Annotated in this window: 20 protein-coding genes; 18 read left to right on the top strand and 2 right to left on the bottom strand. The window is 66.6% G+C overall.

Annotated elements, in window-relative coordinates:
* Window positions 1–60: 60 nt before the first annotated feature.
* The 13 genes from yunB (at window position 61) to yajC (ending at window position 11125) form a co-directional block, all read left to right on the top strand.
* The gene (gene yunB / locus IEX97_RS07315; protein ID WP_188882058.1) at window positions 61–771 is read left to right on the top strand and encodes a sporulation protein YunB; all 711 of its coding nucleotides are present in this window, start codon (window positions 61–63) and stop codon (window positions 769–771) included.
* Window positions 772–1022: 251 nt separating this feature from the next.
* On the top strand, window positions 1023–2069 hold the full coding sequence (locus tag IEX97_RS07310) for a LysM peptidoglycan-binding domain-containing protein (protein WP_188882056.1): 1047 nt from the start codon (window positions 1023–1025) through the stop codon (window positions 2067–2069).
* On the top strand, window positions 2008–3144 hold the full coding sequence (locus tag IEX97_RS07305; protein WP_188882054.1) for a phosphotransferase: 1137 nt from the start codon (window positions 2008–2010) through the stop codon (window positions 3142–3144). The genes IEX97_RS07310 and IEX97_RS07305 overlap by 62 nt, the downstream gene beginning before the upstream one ends.
* Before the next feature lie 51 nt (window positions 3145–3195).
* Complete coding sequence (locus IEX97_RS07300) at window positions 3196–4098, top strand: nitrilase-related carbon-nitrogen hydrolase (protein WP_188882053.1); 903 nt, start codon at window positions 3196–3198, stop codon at window positions 4096–4098.
* Window positions 4095–4946, top strand: a complete 852-nt coding sequence (locus tag IEX97_RS07295; protein ID WP_229776593.1) for an NAD+ synthase — start codon at window positions 4095–4097, stop codon at window positions 4944–4946. The genes IEX97_RS07300 and IEX97_RS07295 overlap by 4 nt, the downstream gene beginning before the upstream one ends.
* 15 nt (window positions 4947–4961) lie before the next feature.
* Window positions 4962–5705: a YebC/PmpR family DNA-binding transcriptional regulator gene (locus IEX97_RS07290; protein WP_188882051.1), complete on the top strand. Its 744-nt coding sequence runs from the start codon at window positions 4962–4964 to the stop codon at window positions 5703–5705.
* A gap of 70 nt (window positions 5706–5775) precedes the next feature.
* The gene (locus tag IEX97_RS07285; protein WP_188882050.1) at window positions 5776–6195 is read left to right on the top strand and encodes a hypothetical protein; all 420 of its coding nucleotides are present in this window, start codon (window positions 5776–5778) and stop codon (window positions 6193–6195) included.
* A complete protein-coding gene (gene ruvC / locus IEX97_RS07280) occupies window positions 6195–6749 on the top strand; it encodes a crossover junction endodeoxyribonuclease RuvC (RefSeq protein WP_268238327.1) in 555 nt (184 codons plus the stop codon). Before IEX97_RS07285 ends, ruvC begins: the two co-directional genes overlap by 1 nt.
* Window positions 6746–7387, top strand: a complete 642-nt coding sequence (ruvA, locus tag IEX97_RS07275; RefSeq protein WP_188882046.1) for a Holliday junction branch migration protein RuvA — start codon at window positions 6746–6748, stop codon at window positions 7385–7387. Before ruvC ends, ruvA begins: the two co-directional genes overlap by 4 nt.
* Window positions 7388–7391: 4 nt before the next feature.
* Window positions 7392–8402: a Holliday junction branch migration DNA helicase RuvB gene (gene ruvB / locus IEX97_RS07270; RefSeq protein WP_188882045.1), complete on the top strand. Its 1011-nt coding sequence runs from the start codon at window positions 7392–7394 to the stop codon at window positions 8400–8402.
* A 133-nt stretch (window positions 8403–8535) separates the two neighbouring features.
* Window positions 8536–9663: a tRNA preQ1(34) S-adenosylmethionine ribosyltransferase-isomerase QueA gene (gene queA, locus IEX97_RS07265; protein WP_188882044.1), complete on the top strand. Its 1128-nt coding sequence runs from the start codon at window positions 8536–8538 to the stop codon at window positions 9661–9663.
* Window positions 9641–10798: a tRNA guanosine(34) transglycosylase Tgt gene (tgt, locus tag IEX97_RS07260; protein WP_188882078.1), complete on the top strand. Its 1158-nt coding sequence runs from the start codon at window positions 9641–9643 to the stop codon at window positions 10796–10798. The genes queA and tgt overlap by 23 nt, the downstream gene beginning before the upstream one ends.
* 3 nt (window positions 10799–10801) lie before the next feature.
* On the top strand, window positions 10802–11125 hold the full coding sequence (yajC, locus tag IEX97_RS07255) for a preprotein translocase subunit YajC (protein WP_188882043.1): 324 nt from the start codon (window positions 10802–10804) through the stop codon (window positions 11123–11125).
* Here yajC and IEX97_RS07250 read toward each other — a convergent pair.
* Window positions 11106–11504: a TIGR04086 family membrane protein gene (locus IEX97_RS07250; protein WP_188882042.1), complete on the bottom strand. Its 399-nt coding sequence runs from the start codon at window positions 11502–11504 to the stop codon at window positions 11106–11108. The genes yajC and IEX97_RS07250 overlap by 20 nt on opposite strands.
* A gap of 82 nt (window positions 11505–11586) precedes the next feature.
* Here IEX97_RS07250 and IEX97_RS07245 point away from each other — a divergent pair, with 82 nt between their 5' ends.
* Window positions 11587–12303, top strand: coding sequence for a DUF421 domain-containing protein (locus IEX97_RS07245; RefSeq protein WP_229776590.1), 717 nt, complete (start codon window positions 11587–11589; stop codon window positions 12301–12303).
* A 106-nt stretch (window positions 12304–12409) separates the two neighbouring features.
* Here IEX97_RS07245 and spoVB read toward each other — a convergent pair whose 3' ends face one another.
* On the bottom strand, window positions 12410–13987 hold the full coding sequence (gene spoVB / locus IEX97_RS07240) for a stage V sporulation protein B (protein WP_188882040.1): 1578 nt from the start codon (window positions 13985–13987) through the stop codon (window positions 12410–12412).
* A 155-nt stretch (window positions 13988–14142) separates the two neighbouring features.
* On the opposite strand from spoVB, the gene IEX97_RS07235 reads away from it, so the two are divergent.
* The 4 genes from IEX97_RS07235 to ltrA all read left to right on the top strand — a co-directional run bounded on the left by IEX97_RS07235 (window position 14143) and on the right by ltrA (window position 18514).
* Window positions 14143–14421 carry a post-transcriptional regulator gene (locus IEX97_RS07235; protein ID WP_188882039.1) on the top strand — a complete coding sequence of 93 codons (279 nt, stop codon included), beginning with the start codon at window positions 14143–14145 and terminating at the stop codon, window positions 14419–14421.
* Between the two features lie 67 nt (window positions 14422–14488).
* On the top strand, window positions 14489–15757 hold the full coding sequence (secD, locus tag IEX97_RS07230) for a protein translocase subunit SecD (RefSeq protein WP_188882038.1): 1269 nt from the start codon (window positions 14489–14491) through the stop codon (window positions 15755–15757).
* Window positions 15754–16665, top strand: coding sequence for a protein translocase subunit SecF (gene secF / locus IEX97_RS07225; protein ID WP_188882037.1), 912 nt, complete (start codon window positions 15754–15756; stop codon window positions 16663–16665). Before secD ends, secF begins: the two co-directional genes overlap by 4 nt.
* A gap of 445 nt (window positions 16666–17110) precedes the next feature.
* Window positions 17111–18514 carry a group II intron reverse transcriptase/maturase gene (gene ltrA, locus IEX97_RS07220; RefSeq protein WP_188882036.1) on the top strand — a complete coding sequence of 468 codons (1404 nt, stop codon included), beginning with the start codon at window positions 17111–17113 and terminating at the stop codon, window positions 18512–18514.
* The last annotated feature ends 62 nt before the right edge of the window (window positions 18515–18576 follow it).

The raw sequence follows: 18576 nt of genomic DNA, 5'->3' as shown, positions 1-18576 counted from the left end.
GTATACGTAAGGGCGTGACGGGTCACGCGGCACCCACGATGCGCGCGGGAGGGGAGCGGGATGGCGGACCGGTTTCGTCCGGCGCGGACAGTGCGGTCAAGGGGGCGCCGGCTGGCGCTGTGGGCGGCAGGCGGTCTGTTGGGGGCCGTCCTGCTGCTCGTGTTCATCGACGTGCGTCTCGAGCCGGTCACGGCATCGGCGGCGCGGGCGGCGGTGGTACGGGCAGCCACCGAGGTGCTCAACCGCGCCGTTGCCGACGAGGTGGCGGACGACGGCGAGTACGCGCGCATCATCGAGATCGATAAAAACCAATACGCCGATTTTCAAGTCCTGCACTTCAACCTGGCTGCCGTCGCCCGCCTGCAGACGAAGGCCACCCAGCGGGCGGAGGCCGCGCTGAGGGAACTGGGATCGGAGACCATCTGGCTGCCGCTCGGGCAAGTGCTGGGGGGGTCCTTGTTCAGCGGGGTCGGGCCGCGCCTGCCGGTGCGCTTTGACGTGCTGGGGTCGGTCCACTCCGCGGTCGATTCGGAGGTCAAGTCGGCGGGCATCAACGAGACGGTCCACCTCTTGTTTTTGGATTTGAGCGCGCAAATGAACGTGATGGCCCCGTTTGTCCGCGAACCGGTGGAGGTGCGCATCCGGCAGCCCATCGCCTACGTCATCCTCTCCGGCAAGGTGCCGGACGCGTACGCCCGTGCGGAGGGTGGTTTTTTACAGCCCATTCCGTCCTCTCCGCCCGCCGCGAACCCGGGATCCGCCGCGCGCTGAGGCGTGGCTTGGCCGGGAGACGCGGCGGGCGAACGCCCAATTTGCCCTTGCGCCAGGACACATGCTGGGCGTGCGCATATACTGGGGCAGAACCGCGTGGGCAGGGTGAAACAGCCCAAGGCACCGGTTGACGGGGACCTTCGGAGATGGCGCGTGGCGGGCGCTTGGTGCACAGCACCCCATGCAAGGTCCGGTGCGCAGCTCCCGGCGCCAACGCGTTGCAGAGGGTCCGGCTGGAGGAGGCCATGCGTGTGAAGAAGTACATCGTCCGCGAAGGAGACACGTTGTGGAGCATCAGCCAGGAGACGGGGGTAAAACTCCATCTTCTCATGGCGGCGAACCCGCAGATCCGCGATCCAAATCAAATCTACCCGGGGATGGTGATCGCCATCCCGGAGATGGAGAAAGGCCAGGCTGCCGCGGACACTGCGCAACATGCAGGCACATCCGGAGCAGGGGCTGCGGGCGCAGGGGTTGCGGGCGCAGGGGCTGCAGGCGCGGTGCCCCCGTACTTTGGCATGGTCTGGCCGCACGTGGTGCGGCCGGGAGAGACCTGGGCGAGCATCGCGCGGGCGTACGGCGTCACGGTAGCGGAGTTGGAAGAGCTCAATCCGAACTTGGCTGGCAGGCCGCTGGAGGCTGGCGATATCCTCTACCTCCCGGCCAGCGCGGTGCCGCAACCGGATACGGCGCTCCCCCCGGCGGGTGCGGGTCCCTTGCACCCGGAGGCGATGACACAGCCGGTTCCTGGTGCCGCGCCGGTACCCAGCCTGGAACCAGCCGGGCATGCGGGCGCGGCCGGGGTGCCACCGGCGGGCGAGCCTGGCGCTACGGGTTGGGCAACCGCCGAAGCCGGGCCGGGACCGGCGCCGTGGCCCGCGCCGCCGCCTGGTGGGCCGGCGACGGGCGGTATGCCGTGGTCTGCGCCCGGCGCTCAGGGTTTACCGGTTTACCCGGTGTTCGGTCCGCACATGCACTATCCGTTCCGTGCCGAGGTGCGGTCGTCCGCCATGCCGGCCGTCCCGGCTGGTCATCCGTGGCCGGGATGGGGATGGCCGGCATACGCGGCGCCCGCGCCCGCCTGGGCTTGGGGATGGCCGTGGACGTGGGCTGCCTGGCGTCCCTGGCCGCCTGTTTGGGAGATGGCGTGGGACAGCTCTGCATGGGAATCCTCGGGCTGGGAAACCTCGCCCGGGCTGGTGCAAACAGGCCGGGACGGACAGGGTGGCGGGCACCATGACGGTTGGTCGGAGCATGAAACCCCGCCTGCCGCCGATGGCACTGCCAAAGGACACTGAGCGCCCCCTGGCCGCGGCGGTGCGCAGGTACTACGGGATCGACGTCAAGTGCTTGGTGCGGATGAAGTCGGTATGGGGATTGGTGACAGAGGACGGCCGTCGCTTCGTGTGGAAGCAGGCCGGACCGTACGATGATCCCCGGCGACTGGCGGATTTGGCGGGGTTGCTTGCCGCGGCGGCCGCCTGCGGCATCACCGCAGCCGGTCCGCTGCCATCCCGCTGCGGCACCTGGCTGGTGCGGGTGGAAGGATTGGGGCCAGGGTATCTGCAACCGTGGCTCGACGGCAGGTCCCTGGACGTGCGGTCGGAGGCGGAGCGCCACGCCGCGTTGGTGGCGCTGGCCCGTCTGCACCGCGCCACGTCCGCTGCTGCGGCGGCAGGTGTGACATGGCGCGTCCACCGCTTTCACGAACGCCTGCGGATGAAGCTCGCGGTGCTGCGGCAGCTGTGGCCCATGGCTCGCTTCCGCTTCCCGGAGCTCAGAGGCATGGAGCGCGCGGTCCTCGCAAACGCGCAAGCCGCGGTTGCCGTCTACACCGCCTGGTGCCGCGAGCCGCAGGGTGGCGGCCATCGCTGGCGCGAAGGGTTGTGCCACGGCGACGTCGCGCCGCACAACCTGTTGTGGGCAGAGGACGGGCGTATTTCGTTCATCGATTTCGATCAGGCAGGCATCGACGATCCGCTTGCCGATGTCTTCCAGTTTTGCAACCATGTCGCCTTATTGGATCCGCTCGGCCCTGGGCAGATGCGCGCGATGGTACGCACGTACGCCGCGGCGGCCGGCCTGTCCGAACCCATGGAGCGTGTGCTCTGGCACCTTCTCCGGTTCCCGGACGCCCTCATCCGCGCGCTGGCACAGTGGGCTCGTCCGGGCAGCCCGGCGGGCGCGGACGTGCGCGTCCGCTGCGCCGTCCGCGCGGAGCAGGCCCGGTTTGCCACCTGGGCGGAAGATGGACCCTGGGCGGAGCATGGAGCTTGGGTGGAAGATGGATCCTGGGCGGAGGATGGTTCCGGGACGGCCGGGATGCTTCCTGTGCGGACAGGTTGGCTTTCCCCAGCCGGGCCGGTATACTGAGAGAGGCAGTGGCGGTCAGACGGAGCAGCCGCCCGGGAATGGAGTGGGAGGATGGCGCGAACGTTCAAGGTCGCCCTCGGGCAGGTCCGGCCTGTCTTGGGCGATGTGGCGGCGAACGTGGAAAAACATCTGGCGTGGGCGGCACGGGCGCGGGAAGAGGGAGCCTCGCTCATCGTCTTCCCCGAGCTGGGCCTGACCGGCTATCAGGTGCAGGACCTGACGCTCGATGTCGCCCGCCCCCCCGCGCATCCTGACATACAACGCCTGGTCGCGGCCAGCCAAGACCTGGACATCGTGTTCAGCTTCGTCGAAGAGTCGGATGAGCACCTCTTCTACGTGGCGTGCGCGTACGCTGCAGAAGGTCGGATGGTCGCGCTGCACCGCAAGGTGTTCTTGCCCACCTATGGCATGTTTGATGAGGGACGGTATGTGGCCCCAGGGCGGAGATTCGCCGCGTTCCCTACCCGTTTCGGCCGCGCGGGGATGCTCATCTGTGAGGACGCCTGGCACCTGACCAGTCCTTATCTGTTGGCGTTGGACGGTGCACACCTCCTCATCCTGCCGGCTTCCAGCCCTGCCCGCAGCGTGCAGGACGAAGAAGGGTTTGGGTCGCAATCGTTCTGGCGCAAGCTCCTCGAGGTGTATGCCCGGCTGCTCGGCGTGCACATCCTCTTCGTCAACCGCGTCGGGTTCGAGGACGGGGTCGGGTTTTTCGGCGGATCGTTCGTCATGGCGCCGGACGGCGAGCGGATTGCCGAGGCGCCGGTCTTGCAGGAGGCGCTCGTGACGGCAGAGGTGGATCTGACGCTCTTGCGCCGGGTGCGGTATACGACGCCCATCCTGCGCGATGAAAAGCCGGAGTTGGTGTTGCGGGCGCTCGAGCGATGGTTGGTCCGCCGCGACGCGTCCGCCTTCCCGGCACGGGATGAGGCGGAGGAGGGGTGCCGGCCGTGAGAGCGTCCATCGCCAGGCGTTTGCAGATCAACGCCGCCCTGACCACGGACACGCTGACCGCGTTCTTGCGCGAGGAGGTCGAAAAGGCAGGTTTCGACCGCGTCATCTTCGGACTGTCCGGCGGCATCGACTCGGCGGTCGTCGCCTACTTGGCGACGCGGGCGTTCGGTCCCAAGCGGGTGCGCGCGGTCATGATGCCGTACCGGACAAGCCATCCCAGCAGCTTGGCGGACGCCCGGGCGGTGGTGGCCGCGCTCGGCATCCCGTCCGTGGTCATCGACATCACCGGCCCCGTGGACGCGTACTTCAAGCAGGTTGACGAGGTGCTCGGCGTCGCGGCGTCGCCGTTGCGCCGGGGCAACCGTATGGCGCGTGAGCGGATGTGCACCCTGTTCGACCTGTCCGCGCATGACCAGGCGCTGGTGTTGGGGACGAGCAACAAAACGGAGCTTCTGCTCGGCTACGGTACCCAGTTTGGCGATCTCGCCAGTGCCATCAATCCCATCGGCGATCTGTACAAGTGCCAGGTCCGCCAATTGGCCCGCTACCTCGGCGTGCCGCAGCCCATCCTCGACAAGCCGCCGAGCGCCGACCTGTGGGCGGATCAGACGGATGAAAAAGAGCTTGGGTTCACATACGATGAGGCGGACGAGGTGCTGTTCCAGCTGGTCGACTTGCGGCTCAGTCCGGATGAGCTCATCGCCGACGGGTATCCGCCGGCGTTGGTGACGGCCATCGCGCGCCGGGTGCAGCGCAATCAATACAAGCGCCGGACGCCGGTCATCGCCAAGGTCTCCGGCCGGACCGTCGGCTTGGATTTCAGGTACCTGCGCGATTGGGGACTGTGACGGAGGGATGGACAGATGGCAGGGCATTCGAAATGGCACAACATCCAGCGCCGCAAAGGGAAGCAGGATGCGCTGCGCGGCCAGTTGTTCACCAAACTGTCGCGGGACATCTACCGCGCAGCGAAGGAGGGCGGCGGCAATCCCGAGACCAACCCGCGGCTGAAGGCGGCCATTGAGCGGGCGCGGGAAAACAACCTGCCCATGGACAACATCCAGCGCACCATCGCCAAGGCCACCGGCACGCTGCAGGGCGTGACGTACGAAGAGGTGGTGTACGAAGGGTACGGCCCAGGCGGCGTGGCGGTGATGCTCGACATCGTCACCGACAACCGGAACCGGACGGCGGCGGAGATCCGGCACATCTTCAACCGCCGCGGCGGCAGCCTCGGGGAGAGCGGATGCGTGAGCTGGATGTTCCAGCGCATCGGTCTTATCACCATTCCGAAGGCGAAGTGCCCGTTCTCCGCCGACGAGTTGCTGGAGAAAGCGGTCGAGGCGGGAGCGGATGACCTGCGTGAGGACGGGGAGATGTATGAGGTGGTGACGGCGCCCGAGTCGTTCACCGCGGTCCGCGATGCGTTGGAAGCGCTCGGATTGCCGTTGGAGGACGCGGAGTTGACGTACGAACCCAAGACGACGGTGCCGCTTGCCGGGGAGGCGGTCGACCGGGTGCTCGACCTCATCGAAGCCCTCGAGGCGCACGACGACGTGCAGAACGTGTACGCAAACTTCGAGGTCAGCGAAGCGGACGCTGTGTGACGCGGTATAAAACCAGCCGGCCGCGCCCACGCTACACCCATGATCTCCAATGGGTGCGAGGTGACACGTCATGAGGCGCCGCGGCAGGTGTGCGGGGAAGGACGGGCACGGCTGGCGGACGTGGGGGTTGCGGGCGGTCGCGGCCTGCTTGGCCGCCGGCTGCGTGTGGGGATGGTCAGACCGCGTCGCCGCGCAGGCGGATGTCCCGGCGGTGACCGATTTTTGCGCAGGATTCGTCCCGGCGGCAGAGCGGACCGGGTACGCCGCCTCCGCAGACGGTCGCGGCCAGCCGGGCGGAGCGGGCCGGGCGCTGTTCGTCACGCTGTACGCCGATGGCCGCCACCAGGAAGTGGTGCGGTTCGTCGCGGGCGACGCGGTGGTCAGCTTCGCCGGGGAGCATCCGGCATGGCGCCTCGACCACGGGTTGATGTGGTTTGTGCAGATGCCGGTCTACGTCCGCGAGGTGCAGGTTTCGCCGCCGTCCGTCTGATTGCGGGAAGGGGAGAGAGGAAGACGGCGCGGATCATCGGTATTGACCCAGGACTGGCCCGTATGGGCTGGGGCATCGTGGATCATCAGGGCCAGCGCTTGGCGCTGGTGGCGTGTGGTTGCATCGAAACGCAACCCGCCGGACCGGTGTCCGAGCGGTTGGCGCGGATTTACCAGGAATTGCGCGCCTTGCTGGCCGCCCATCAGCCGCAGGAGATGGCGGTCGAGGAACTGTTCTTCCATCGCAACACCACCACCGCGTTTCATGTCGGCCAGGCGCGGGGAGTCGCTTTGCTGGCGGCCGCGCATGCGGGCATGCCGGTGGCGGAGTACACGCCGATGCAGGTGAAGCAGGCGGTGGTCGGATACGGCAAGGCGGAGAAGCGCCAGGTGCAGGAGATGGTGCGGGTTTTGCTCGGCCTGTCCGAGCGGCCGCGCCCGGACGATACGGCCGACGCCTTGGCGGTCGCCATCACCCACGCGCACGCATCGGCGTACCGGGATCGCGTGGTTCGGCCCGGACCCGCGCCGGGGACGGGGGGCGAGGTGCGGTGATTGCCTTCTTGCGCGGCCGGGTGTTCACCGTGGCCGAGAGCTGGCTGGAACTCGACGTCGCCGGGATCGGCTTTCGGGTGTGGGTGCCGGAGCGGGTGGCGCGACAGGTCACACCGGGCAGCGAGTTGTTCTTGTACATCTACCATCATATGCGCGCGGACGGTCAGGAATTGTTCGGGTTTGCGGATGAGGCGGATCGCGCGTGGTTCGAGCGGCTGTTGCGCATCAGCGGCATCGGGCCAAAGCTGGCGCTTCAGGTGGTGTCCGCCGCGGACCGCGGCGCGTTCGCGGCGGCGGTCAGCCAAGGCGACGCGTCGTTTCTGGCGGGATTGCCTGGGATCGGGAAGAAGACGGCGGCGCGGCTTTTGCTCGAATTGCGCGACTGGGCGGAGGCCGAAGCCGGTCGTACAGGGTGGTGCGCGCCCGCGCGCGCGCCGGCGGGCGGCGTGCCCGCAGCCGCCATGGACGACCAGGCGCTGTTGCGGGACGTGGTGGAGGCGCTCACTGCGCTCGGGTATCATGAGAAACAAGCTTGGGAGACCGCACGCGGCGTGCTGCAGGAACACCGCGGGTTGTGCCTCGAGGACGCCCTGCGGATGTGTTTGCAGGCGCTTGATCGCGCCCAGATGAGAAGGTGAAGCGATGGCTGACGAGAGACTCGTGTCGGCGGCGTGGTCGGGCGAGGACGCGGTCCTCGACTCCGTTCGGCCGCGGTTCCTCGACGACTACATCGGGCAGGACGCGGTCAAGGACAACCTGCGCGTCTTCATCCAGGCCGCCAAGGAGCGCGCGGAGGCGTTGGACCACGTGCTCTTGTACGGACCGCCCGGCCTCGGCAAGACGTCCTTGTCGATGGTCATCGCCAACGAGTTGGGGGTCCAGATCCGCGTCACCTCCGGCCCGGCCATCGAGCGTCCGGGCGATCTCGCCGCACTGCTCACCAACCTGCAACCGGGAGACGTGTTGTTCATCGACGAGATCCACCGCCTGCCGCGGACGGTGGAAGAAGTCTTGTACCCAGCCATGGAAGACTTCTCCCTCGACATCCTCATCGGCAAGGGGCCGACCGCCCGCTCGGTGCGGCTCGATTTGCCGCCGTTCACCCTGGTCGGAGCCACCACGCGCGCGGGGTTGGTTTCCGCGCCGCTGCGCGACCGGTTCGGCGTGATCATCCACCTCGACTATTATTCGGTGCCTGAGCTCACCCAGATTGTCCGGCGCACGGCGGACGTCCTGCGCGTCGCCGCCACCAAGGAGGCGTGCGAGGAGATTGCGCGGCGGGCGCGCGGCACGCCGCGGGTGGCGAACCGGCTCCTGAAACGGGTGCGGGATTTCGCCCAGGTGATGGGGGCGCCGGTCATCACACGGGAGGTCGCGGTGTCTGCCCTCACCCGCCTCCACGTCGACCACCTGGGGCTGGACGAAGTCGACTACAAGATCCTTTCCACGCTGATTCGCAAGTTTTCCGGCGGGCCGGTGGGGTTGGAGACGCTGGCGGCCGCGGTCGGCGAGGAGGCCGACACATTGGAGGACGTCTATGAACCCTATCTGCTCCAGATGGGATTCATCCAACGCACCCCGCGCGGCCGCATGGCCATGCCGCGCGCGTACGCGCACCTGGGCCTGCCTGTCCCCGACGCGCCGGCACCGTGAGCCGCTGCGGATGCGTCCGCGGCGCCTTAGCGCCCGTTTGGCGGGCCGGGCGCTTTCGTCTATAATAGGGAAAGCTTGTCCCAGGGTGCGGCAGGAGATGACAAGACGGCCGATACCGGCAGGGAGGTGCGGGATGCGCGTCGAAGATTTCGATTACGAACTGCCGGAAGAACTCATCGCGCAGTCACCCTTGCCCAACCGGGCGGACTCGCGCCTCTTGGTCTGCGATCCGGTGGCGCGCACGATGGTCCACACCCATTTCTGGAACATCGGGGCGCACCTGCGTGCGGGGGACGTGCTGGTGTTCAACAACTCCAAGGTCCTGCCCGCGCGCTTGTTTGCGGTGAAGGAGGATACCGGCGGCCGTGTCGAGCTGCTGTTGGTCCGGCCGGTGGACGGGACGACGTGGGAGGTGTTGGCGCGCCCTGCGAAGCGGTTGCGGCCAGGGACCAGGCTCCGGTTTTTGGCGGCCGGCGAGGCGTCCGCGGACGCAGAGGGCGCGGAAGCGATCGATCCCGCCGTCGCCCGGGCCGAGGTCCTCGCGGAACTGCCGGAAGGCATGCGCACGGTGCGGTTCGAGGTGGCGGGATCGTTTGCGTCGTTCCTGGAGCGGGCGGGTACCGTGCCGCTGCCGCCGTACATCCGGCAGCCGCTTGCCGACAGGGACCGCTACCAGACGGTGTACGCCGATCCGCCGGGGTCGGTGGCCGCGCCGACGGCCGGCTTGCACTTCACGCACGAGCTGTTGGCGTCGTTGCGGGAGATGGGCGTCGAGGAGCGTTTTGTGACCCTGCACGTCGGGCTGGGCACGTTCCGTCCCGTCCAGGTCGAGCGGGTGGAAGAGCACCGGATGCACAGCGAGTGGTATGACGTCCCCCCGGAGACGGCGGCGGCCATCCGGAAGGCGAAGGCGGAAGGCCGCCGGGTCATCGCCGTCGGCACGACCGCGCTGCGCACGTTGGAGGCGGCCGGCGCCGGCGGTACCATCGTCGCGGGCAGCGGCGAGACGGACATCTTCATCTACCCGGGGTTTCGCTTTCAAGTGGTGGACGCGCTCATCACCAACTTCCACCTGCCCAAATCGACGCTGCTCATGCTGGTCGCGGCGATGATGGGCCTTGCGTTCACGAAGGAGGTCTACAGGGAGGCGGTCCGGGAGCGGTATCGCTTCTTCAGTTTCGGGGACGCGATGTTCATCACCCGGCGCGCGGAGGTCGACGAGGAGGGGCGCGTGCGTGATCCAGCCACCGGTGCGTTTTGAACTGCTCCACCGCGATCGCGTCACCGGCGCGCGGCGCGGGCGGCTCCACACGCCGCACGGCGTGATCGAAACCCCGGTGTTCATGCCGGTGGGCACGCAGGCGACGGTGAAGACGATGGCGCCGTGGGAGCTCACCGAGGTGGGCGCGGGCATCATCCTCAGCAACACCTACCACCTCCATCTGCGGCCGGGAGAAGACCTGGTGGCCGCGGCGGGCGGCCTGCACCGCTTCATGGATTGGCCGGGCGCCATCCTCACCGACAGCGGCGGGTTTCAGGTGTTCAGCCTGGCGCCGTTGCGCAAGGTGACCGACGACGGGGTGGCGTTTCGTTCCCACATCGACGGCAGCCTGCGGTTTTTCTCCCCCGAGTCGGTGATGCGGATTGAAAACGCGCTCGGCGCGGACATCATCATGGCGTTCGACGAGTGCCCGCCGTATCCGTCGTCGCGGGCGTATCTGGAGACCTCGCTGCGGCGCACCCTGGATTGGGCGAAGCGTTGTGTGCGGGCGCACCAACGGCCGCACGAGCAGGCGTTGTTCGGCATCGTCCAGGGCGGCGACCAACCGGACTTGCGCCGGCATGCCGCCCTGGAACTGGCGGCGCTCGACCTCCCGGGTTACGCCATCGGGGGCTTGAGCGTCGGCGAGTCCAAGCCCCTGATGTACGAGTTGCTGGCGTTCACGGCGCCGCTCTTGCCGGCCGACAAACCCCGGTACCTCATGGGTGTCGGTTCGCCGGAGGACCTCTTGGAGGGTGTCGAGCGGGGCGTCGACATGTTTGATTGCGTCCTGCCGACCCGCATCGCGCGCAACGGCACGGTCCTGACGCGCCACGGCAAGCTGGTGGTGCGCAACGCGCAGTACGCGCGCGATTTCCGGCCGCTCGACGAAACATGCGGCTGCCGGGTGTGCCAACGGTTCACGCGGGCCTACATCCGCCATCTCCTCAAAGCGGACGAGGTGCTCGGGATCCGTTTGACGACGTATCACAATGTGTACTTCTTGTTGCGGCTGATGGAAGAGATGCGCCGGGCGATTGAAGAGGACCGATTCCTCTCGTTCAAGCAGTCGTTTTACCGCGACTTTTGCGTTGCGGACCGTGAGCGTCCCGGTCCCGGGGAAGGAGCGTCGTAGCGGATGAAGGGTGCCGCCAATCTGGTCTTTCTCATCGTCCTCTTGGCCGTGTTTTGGTTTTTGATGGTTCTGCCGCAGCGGCGTCAACAGCGCCAGCGCCAGCAACTCCAGCAGCAATTGCGGCCCGGCGTGCGCGTGCTCACGTACAGCGGCTTTTACGGGGACGTCGAGCGCGTCGAAGGGGGACACGTGTACGTGCGGATTGCCCCCGGGGTCGTGGCCGACATGGACGTCCAGGCGATTGCGCGCATTGTCGAAGCACCCGCTCCCCCGTCAGGCGACGAAGCGGGCGCGGACGGGCGGCCGGTCAGCGACCGCCCAAATTGACCCCGATGATCCCTCCGCACGCGCCGATGAGCGCCATCAAAAGCACGCGAAAGGCGCCGGGCGCGTCGAAGGTGAACGTGTTGTACACCGCGACGCCGATGATCACCATGATCACGGCGTAGCACAGCCCCGTCATGCCTCCATAATACCAACCGCGTTCCCCGGCCGTCTTGCTGCCGGCGACGGCTCCGCACAGGACGGCCAGGCAGTGGATGACGTATGCCGCGGTGGTGATTTGCGCATCGCTCAGGGTGTGGGTGTGTGCCCACACCGAGATGCCGAGTGTGCCGAGGACCGCATAAAACAACGCCCACGTGACACCGTACAGGATGGGAAAGCGCCGCAACAGGCGCAACGTCCCGCGCACCGACGAGTCCACGTTTGCTCACCCCCTTTGATGGGTATGCGGCCTCGTCCCGGCTGATGCCGGATGGCGCGGCTGGCAAAAGGAGGTCTCCCGCTTGGGCGAGTTGGCTTGGTGGGAGTTCGGGATCCGCGTGGTTGTCCTGTACGTCTTGGTCATGGTGGCCCTGCGCCTGATGGGCAAGCGGGAAATCGGGCAATTGTCCATCTTCGACTTCGTCGTCTCGGTGATGATCGCCGAGCTTTCCACGCTGCCGATGGAGCAGACCGACGTGCCTCTGTGGCGGTCGGTGTTCGCCATCGGCATGCTCGTGGTGCTGCAGGTCGCCGTCGCTCTCCTCTCCCTCCGCTTTCACACCTTCCGCCACTGGGTGGAGGGTGAGCCGGCGGTGCTCATCGAACACGGGCAGGTCAAGGACCGCGAGATGCGCAAGACCCGGTACAGCATGCACGACTTGTTGATGCAACTTAGGCAAAAGGGCATCGCGGACGTGGCGGACGTCGAGTTTGCCATCCTCGAGACGTCGGGAGAGCTCAGCGTCTTCCCGAAAGCCGAAAAGCTGCCGCCCGCCGCGGCCGACACCGGGGTGCGGGTACGGCCGCAGGCGATGCCGATGCCGCTCATCATCGACGGGCGGCCGGTGGAAAAGACGCTTGCGGCCATCGGGCGCGATGTCGCATGGTTGGAGCAACAGGTCCGCCACCGCGGATTCACCGCCATCGACGAGGTGTTTTACGCGACCATCGACGAGCACGGCGCGTTGTACCTCGACGGGTACGACCACCGCGATCCGCCGGATGTCGGCGCACGGTGAGCAGAGGGCGGTCCGGCGCAGCATGGCGGTGCGGTGAAGGATGGCGGTCCGGTGCGAGCATGGCGGTCCGGCGCAATATGGGCGGCCCGGCACAGCATGGCGGTGGTCAGACGGCGAACGGCAGCCGGGCGACCAGGCGGGCCAGCGGCGGGCCCACCTTCGGGATCCGGCGTACATTGCGGCTGGTGATGACCCGAAACGCACAACACAGCACGAAGTACACCGCCAGGCCGAGGGTGACGACGGCGAGCAGGCGGCTGCCGGTAAGACGAGGCTGCAAGGTGTACGCCCACTTGGTGAACACCAGCAGGGCGAGCGACGCGACGGCGATCTTCGTGGTGTCGACGAGGCGCACGGCGAAGCCGATGTAGCGGTAGACGGACGCGAAGTACAGCGCGGTCGTCAAGCAGATGGAGAGGCTGGTGGCCAGCGCCACGCCGAGAATGCCGTAGCGGCTCCCCAGCCAGTACATGAGCATCAGCCGCACCACCGCGCCCAGGAGCGAGTTGGCCATGGCGACGCCGGCGTGGTTGAGGCCTTGCAGGATGCCGGAGAGCGGCCCCTGCAGGCAGATGAGGAAGCAGCACGGCGCCATCAGCGACAGGATGGGACCGATGCCCGACGTGTTGTACACCGTGCGGCACAACGGTTCGGCGAGGACGGTCAGGATGACGGACGACGGGAAGCCGACGAGCGCCGCCGCTTTCCACGCTTGGGACAGGCGCATACGGATGCGCTGCGCGTCGCGGGCCGCGGCCGATTCCGACACGGCGGGGACCAGGTTGGTGGCCAGAGCGCCGGTGAACAGCGTCGGAAAACCGAGCAGCGGCCAGACCATCCCTGCGTACGCCCCGTATTGGGCGGTGGCCTCCGCGGTGGTGGCGCCCGACCAGAGCAGGGTGCGCGGGATGAGCAGCGCTTCGATGGTGAAGATGGCGGTGCCGATGAGCCGGCTGAGGGTCACCGGCACGGCGATCCCGGCGATGGCCCGCAGTGTCTGCCGGGTCGTCTCCAGGCTGCGCGGCAGGGGGTCCGGCAGCACATGCGCCAAGCGGCCGCGCCGCGAGAACTGCCAGACCATGAAGCAAAGTCCGCAGACCTCGCCGAGCAGCCCTCCCGCCATCGCGGCGGCGGCCGCGTACGCCAAGCCGTGTTGCGCGAGTGCGGTCGCGATCAAGTAGATGGCGGCGATGCGCACCACCTGCTCCACCACCGACGCCAGCGCCGGCGGGCTCATGTCCTGCAACCCCTGAAAGTAGCCCCGGAAGAGCGACGCGATCGCGATGACGCACACGTACGGGATGGTGACGAGAAACGTCGGATACGCGCGGGGATCGGTGAGCCAGTGGCTGCGGATGAAGCCGCGGCCGAACCACATCGCAAGGCCGCAGACCACGGCCATGGTGAGGGTGACGGCGGCGCTCGTGCGCATGATGCGCCGGATGCGCACCGCGTCGCGCTGGACGAGCGCTTCCGCCACCAGCTTGGCGATGGCCACGTTCATCCCGGCGGTGATGAGCGTCCACATCAGGCTCGTCATCGGCCACACCAGCCGGAACAACCCCATGCCTTCCGCGCCGATGAGGCGGCTGAAAAACACGTTGTAGATGAACCCGAGGATGCGGTTGACGAGGCTCGCGGTCACCAGCACCATCGCGCCGTGCAGAAACGAGCGTTGGCTCATCGCGGCGCCTCCTTCCTGACCGAGCGCGGATCGGTACAGCGTATGTCCCGGCCTGTCCGTTTAGTCCAGGGCGGGCGAGCGCAGTCGCTTTGCAGGCAGGAAATCTGTCGTCCGGCGGCGAATTGGGAAGGCGCGTGCGACAAGGGGGATGGGCGATGCCGGAGTCCGGAAGCGATTGGACGGCGTATCAACCTGAGTTGCTCGGCCTCTGCCGGGTGAAGGCGGAGGAACTGCGCCTGCTCGGGTATGCGGAGGTCACCGCGGAAGATGTCTGGCGCGCTGTGCTCGCGCAGGTGAAGGGCGAAGTGGCGCTCTATGACCTGGTGGCGCGGATCTTTGGCCTCAGCGCCGGCCAGTTCATGAATTATGTGACGAGGAACGCCTACCGTGCTGCCGCAAGCAAGGGCGAGGACGAGCCAAGCATGCTGGTTTGACGCTGGAAACCCGGCTTGCGTATACTAGGGGTTGCATCTGGCAGGACAAGCACAAGGAGGAACATGGATGCGGTGGGGCCGCTTCGGCGCGTTTCTCGCCATCGCCGTGGCCATCGTTGGCCTCACGGCCGGGACCGCGCTGCCATTGTGGAAATCGATTCGGCTCGGCCTGGATCTGCAGGGCGGGTTCGACCTTTTGTACCAAATTGAACCGACCAAAGGGCATCCGCTCACCCCATCCGGCATCCAAGCGGCATTGCAGGCCGTCGAGATGCGGGTGAACCGGATTGGCACCGGATCGCCCGTGATTGAGCTCGAGAACGGCAACCAGATCCGGGTGGAATTGGCGGGTGTCTTCAATCACGACGAGGCGAAAAAGATCATCGGCGAAACGGCCGAATTGGAAATCTACGGGAAGGCGACGCAGCGTAAGGACGGCTCGTGGCAGCCGGACCCGAAGACGCTGCTCATGACCGGCGACGACCTGAAGAGCGACGCCCACTGGTCGACCGACCCGAACACGGGTGAAAACGGCGTCACCGTCAACTTCAAAGACCCGCAGAAGTGGGAAAACATTACAAAAGCCTACCTCGGAAAGCCGATCTATATTTTTCTCAACGGCCAGCTGTTGAACGATCCAGTGGTCCGCGACATCATGGTCAACGGGTCGTCATTCATCTCCGGCGGCGACCTGACGACCCCGCAGGCGTGCATCGAACTGGCGGACGCGCTCAACGCCGGCGCGCTGCCGTATCCGCTGCGCCTGGTCAGCCAGACGGACGTCGGTCCGTCCTTGGGGGCGGCGTCGCTGCGGGCGACGATGTGGGCGGGCCTTGCCGCCGTCTGCCTCATCTTCCTTTTCATGTTCGCCGTCTACCGGCTGGCCGGGCTCATCGCCGACCTGGCGCTGGTGGCGTACGCCTATTTGGTGCTCGCGACGTTTGCGGCGGCGCAGGTGGTGCTGACCTTGCCCGGTTTGGCGGCCCTCATCCTCGGGATGGGCATGGCGGTGGACGCGAACATCATCACGTATGAGCGGATGAAGGAAGAGATGCGCAACGGCAAGAGCCTGCAGTCGAGCGTCGTGGCGGCCAACCGGCACGCCCTGCGGACCATCCTCGACTCCAACACCACGACCTTTCTGGCGGCCGCCGTCATGTACTGGGTAGGCCAGGGGGACATCCGCGGCTTCGCGGTGGCGTTGATGTTCAGCATCCTCATCAGTCTCCTGACCGCCGTGCTCCTCAGCCGGGCGATGCTGCTGCTCCTGGTGCGCTCGGGCGCGGTCCGGCGCCCGTGGTGGTTGGGTGGACCGAAGGGGGCGGTGTCGCGGTGAAGGTCCGGTTCAGCATCGTGCAACGGCGCCGCTGGTTCTTCCTGCTCTCGGGCCTCATCACGGTCGCGGGGTTCATCGTCTTCCTCCTCAGCGGCTTCAACCTGGGGACCGATTTTCGCTCGGGTTCGCGCGTGCAGATGCAGCTCAACCAGCCGGTGGATGTCGGCCGGGTGGAGCAGATGCTGCGGGCGGGCGGATTCTCGGTGCCGCAGGGGGCCATCACGGCGGCAGGCACGCGTGGCGACGCGGTGGTCATCCGCTTCCCGACGGTGTTGTCGCAGGCACAGCAGGACACCCTGCAGCGGTTGGAGAAGCAGTACTTTCCGCGTTCGCAGGGCGCCGACGTCCGCACGGTCGATCCCATCGTCGCCAAGATCCTGTCGCGCAAGGCGGTGTGGGCGGTGGCGCTCGCCTCGCTGTTCATCGTCGTCTACATCGCCATCCGGTTCGAGTACCGGTTCGCGGTGGCGGCCATCGTCGCGCTCTTGCACGACGCGTTCATCGTCATGTCGTTCTTCGCGCTCTTCCGGTTGGAGGTGGATACGCTGTTCGTGACGGCGGTGCTCACCATCGTCGGGTACTCCGTCAACGACACCATCGTCATCTTCGACCGCATCCGTGAAAACCTGAAGGCAGAGAAGCCCAAGACGTTCGAGGAACTCGAGGCGTTGGTCGACCGCAGCCTCTGGCAGACGATGTCCCGGTCCATCAACACGGTGCTCACGGTGCTCATCGCGGCGGTGATGCTGTTTTTGTTCGGCGGCGCCTCGATTCACACGTTTACGCTGGCGCTCATCATCGGCCTGGTCAGCGGCGCCTACAGCTCCATCTTCATCGCCAGCCCGCTGTGGGTCGTCTGGCGCGGCCGTGCTCTGCCGCGGGCCGCGACGGCCGCCAAGACGCCTTGAGACAAAGTCAAGGCGCGCCCCGCGAGGGGCGCTTTCTTTGTGCGCCCGGCATGGGCGATAGCTAGGCGGTGAAAGTCCGCTGCGGGGGTTGGCTGTTACCAACCGCTAGCCAAAGGCAAGGGTGTCCGTCGCGAGGCGGAATCTGAAGGAAGCCGGAGGCAAAACCCCGGCCTGAGGACCACGAACCCTAGGCGAGGCTGTTGCATCCGGGCGAGTCTGCAAAACAAGACGAAGCCCCATACAGCCAAGGGATGCAGCAGTAAATTGGGCAGGCACATGGGGTGAAAGTTATCGTCCTTACCCGGGGAGGCCTGTCTGGTACGCCGGCAGAGCCGGTAACCGCCGTCGAGAGGCGGCGTTGAACGGACAGGAGTCAGCAGAGGCCATAGTACGCGGGCGAGCGCTCGTCCGCGGAAGGGCCGAACATGAAACGAGGACGGACTACATGCGTTCATGCGACGAGCGACGACAGAAGAATACCCCGCAAGGGGCCTCCGCCCGGAGGGTAGCGGTGAAGCCGCGAGAGGCCGGGATTGGAGGGCCGAGTTCGTCGTTGGCACAAGTGCAGACCCCATCCTGCGAAGAGGGTGACTCCCTGCTGGAGAAGATGCTGGAACGGGAGAACCTGCTCTTAGCGCTTCGTCGAGTCGAGGCGAACAAGGGAGCGCCAGGGGTGGATGGCGTGACGGTAGAACAACTACGGTCATACATCCAGACCCACTGGGCTGACATCCGTCAGCAGCTGCTCGCGGGGACCTACAAACCGCAACCCGTCAGGCGGGTCGAAATTCCGAAACCTGGAGGCGGGGTGCGGGGACTGGGGATCCCCACCGTGATAGACCGACTCATTCAGCAGGCACTGCTCCAGGTACTGAACCCGATTTTCGACCCGGAGTTCTCCGAGAACAGCTTCGGATTCCGGCCGGGGCGAAGCGCACATGATGCGGTGCGCAGAGCACAGCAATACATTCAGCTGGGTTACCGGTGGGCAGTGGACCTGGATCTGGCGAAGTTCTTCGACCGAGTGAACCACGACAAGCTCATGGCACGCGTGGCGCGGAAGGTCAAGGACAAGCGGGTGCTTAAGCTCATCCGGGCCTATCTAAACGCGGGCGTCATGGCGGACGGGGTGGTCATACGCAACGAGGAAGGGACACCGCAAGGCGGCCCCCTCAGCCCGCTGCTGGCCAACATCATGCTGGACGACTTCGACAAGGAGCTGGAGAAGCGAGGACATCGGTTCGTTCGCTATGCGGACGACTGCAACGTCTACGTGAAGTCGCGCCGGGCGGGCGAGCGAGTGATGGCGTCACTGACCAGATACCTGGAGGGGACACTGAAACTGCAGGTCAACCAGGAGAAGAGTGCGGTAGACCGGCCGTGGAAGTTGAAGTTTCTCGGATTCAGCTTCCTGTCCGACAAGCTGGCTACGATACGCCTGGCACCGAAGACGATTGAACGATTCAAGGAACGGGTGCGCCAGATCACCAGCAGGTCACGGAGCATGCCTATCGCGGAGCGCATCAGGCAACTGAACGCGTACATCATGGGATGGGTGGCGTACTACCGGTTGGCGGCGATGAAGGGGCACTGCGAACGGTTCGACGAATGGATTCGGCGCAGGCTGCGGATGTGCATATGGAAGCAATGGAAACGAGTGCGCACGCGGTATCGGGAGCTACGCGCGTTGGGGCAACCGGAGTGGGTGGTCCACATGACAGCCAACTCACGCCGAGGGCCGTGGTTTATGGCGAGAATGCTGAACCAAGCCATGGACAAAGCGTACTTTGAGCAACTGGGGCTGCGCAGTCTTCAGGCGAGATACCTTACACTTCGTGGAGTTTCATGAACCGCCGTATGCGGACCCGCACGTACGGTGGTGTGAGAGGACGGGGGCTAGGCGCCCCCTCC

The sequence above is a fragment of the Paenalicyclobacillus cellulosilyticus genome, assembly GCF_014647315.1.
Classification (GTDB): Bacteria; Bacillota; Bacilli; order Alicyclobacillales; family Alicyclobacillaceae; genus Alicyclobacillus_J; species Alicyclobacillus_J cellulosilyticus.
The sequence above is the reverse complement of the archived record's forward strand: the minus strand, read 5'-3'. Positions and strand labels throughout refer to the sequence as shown.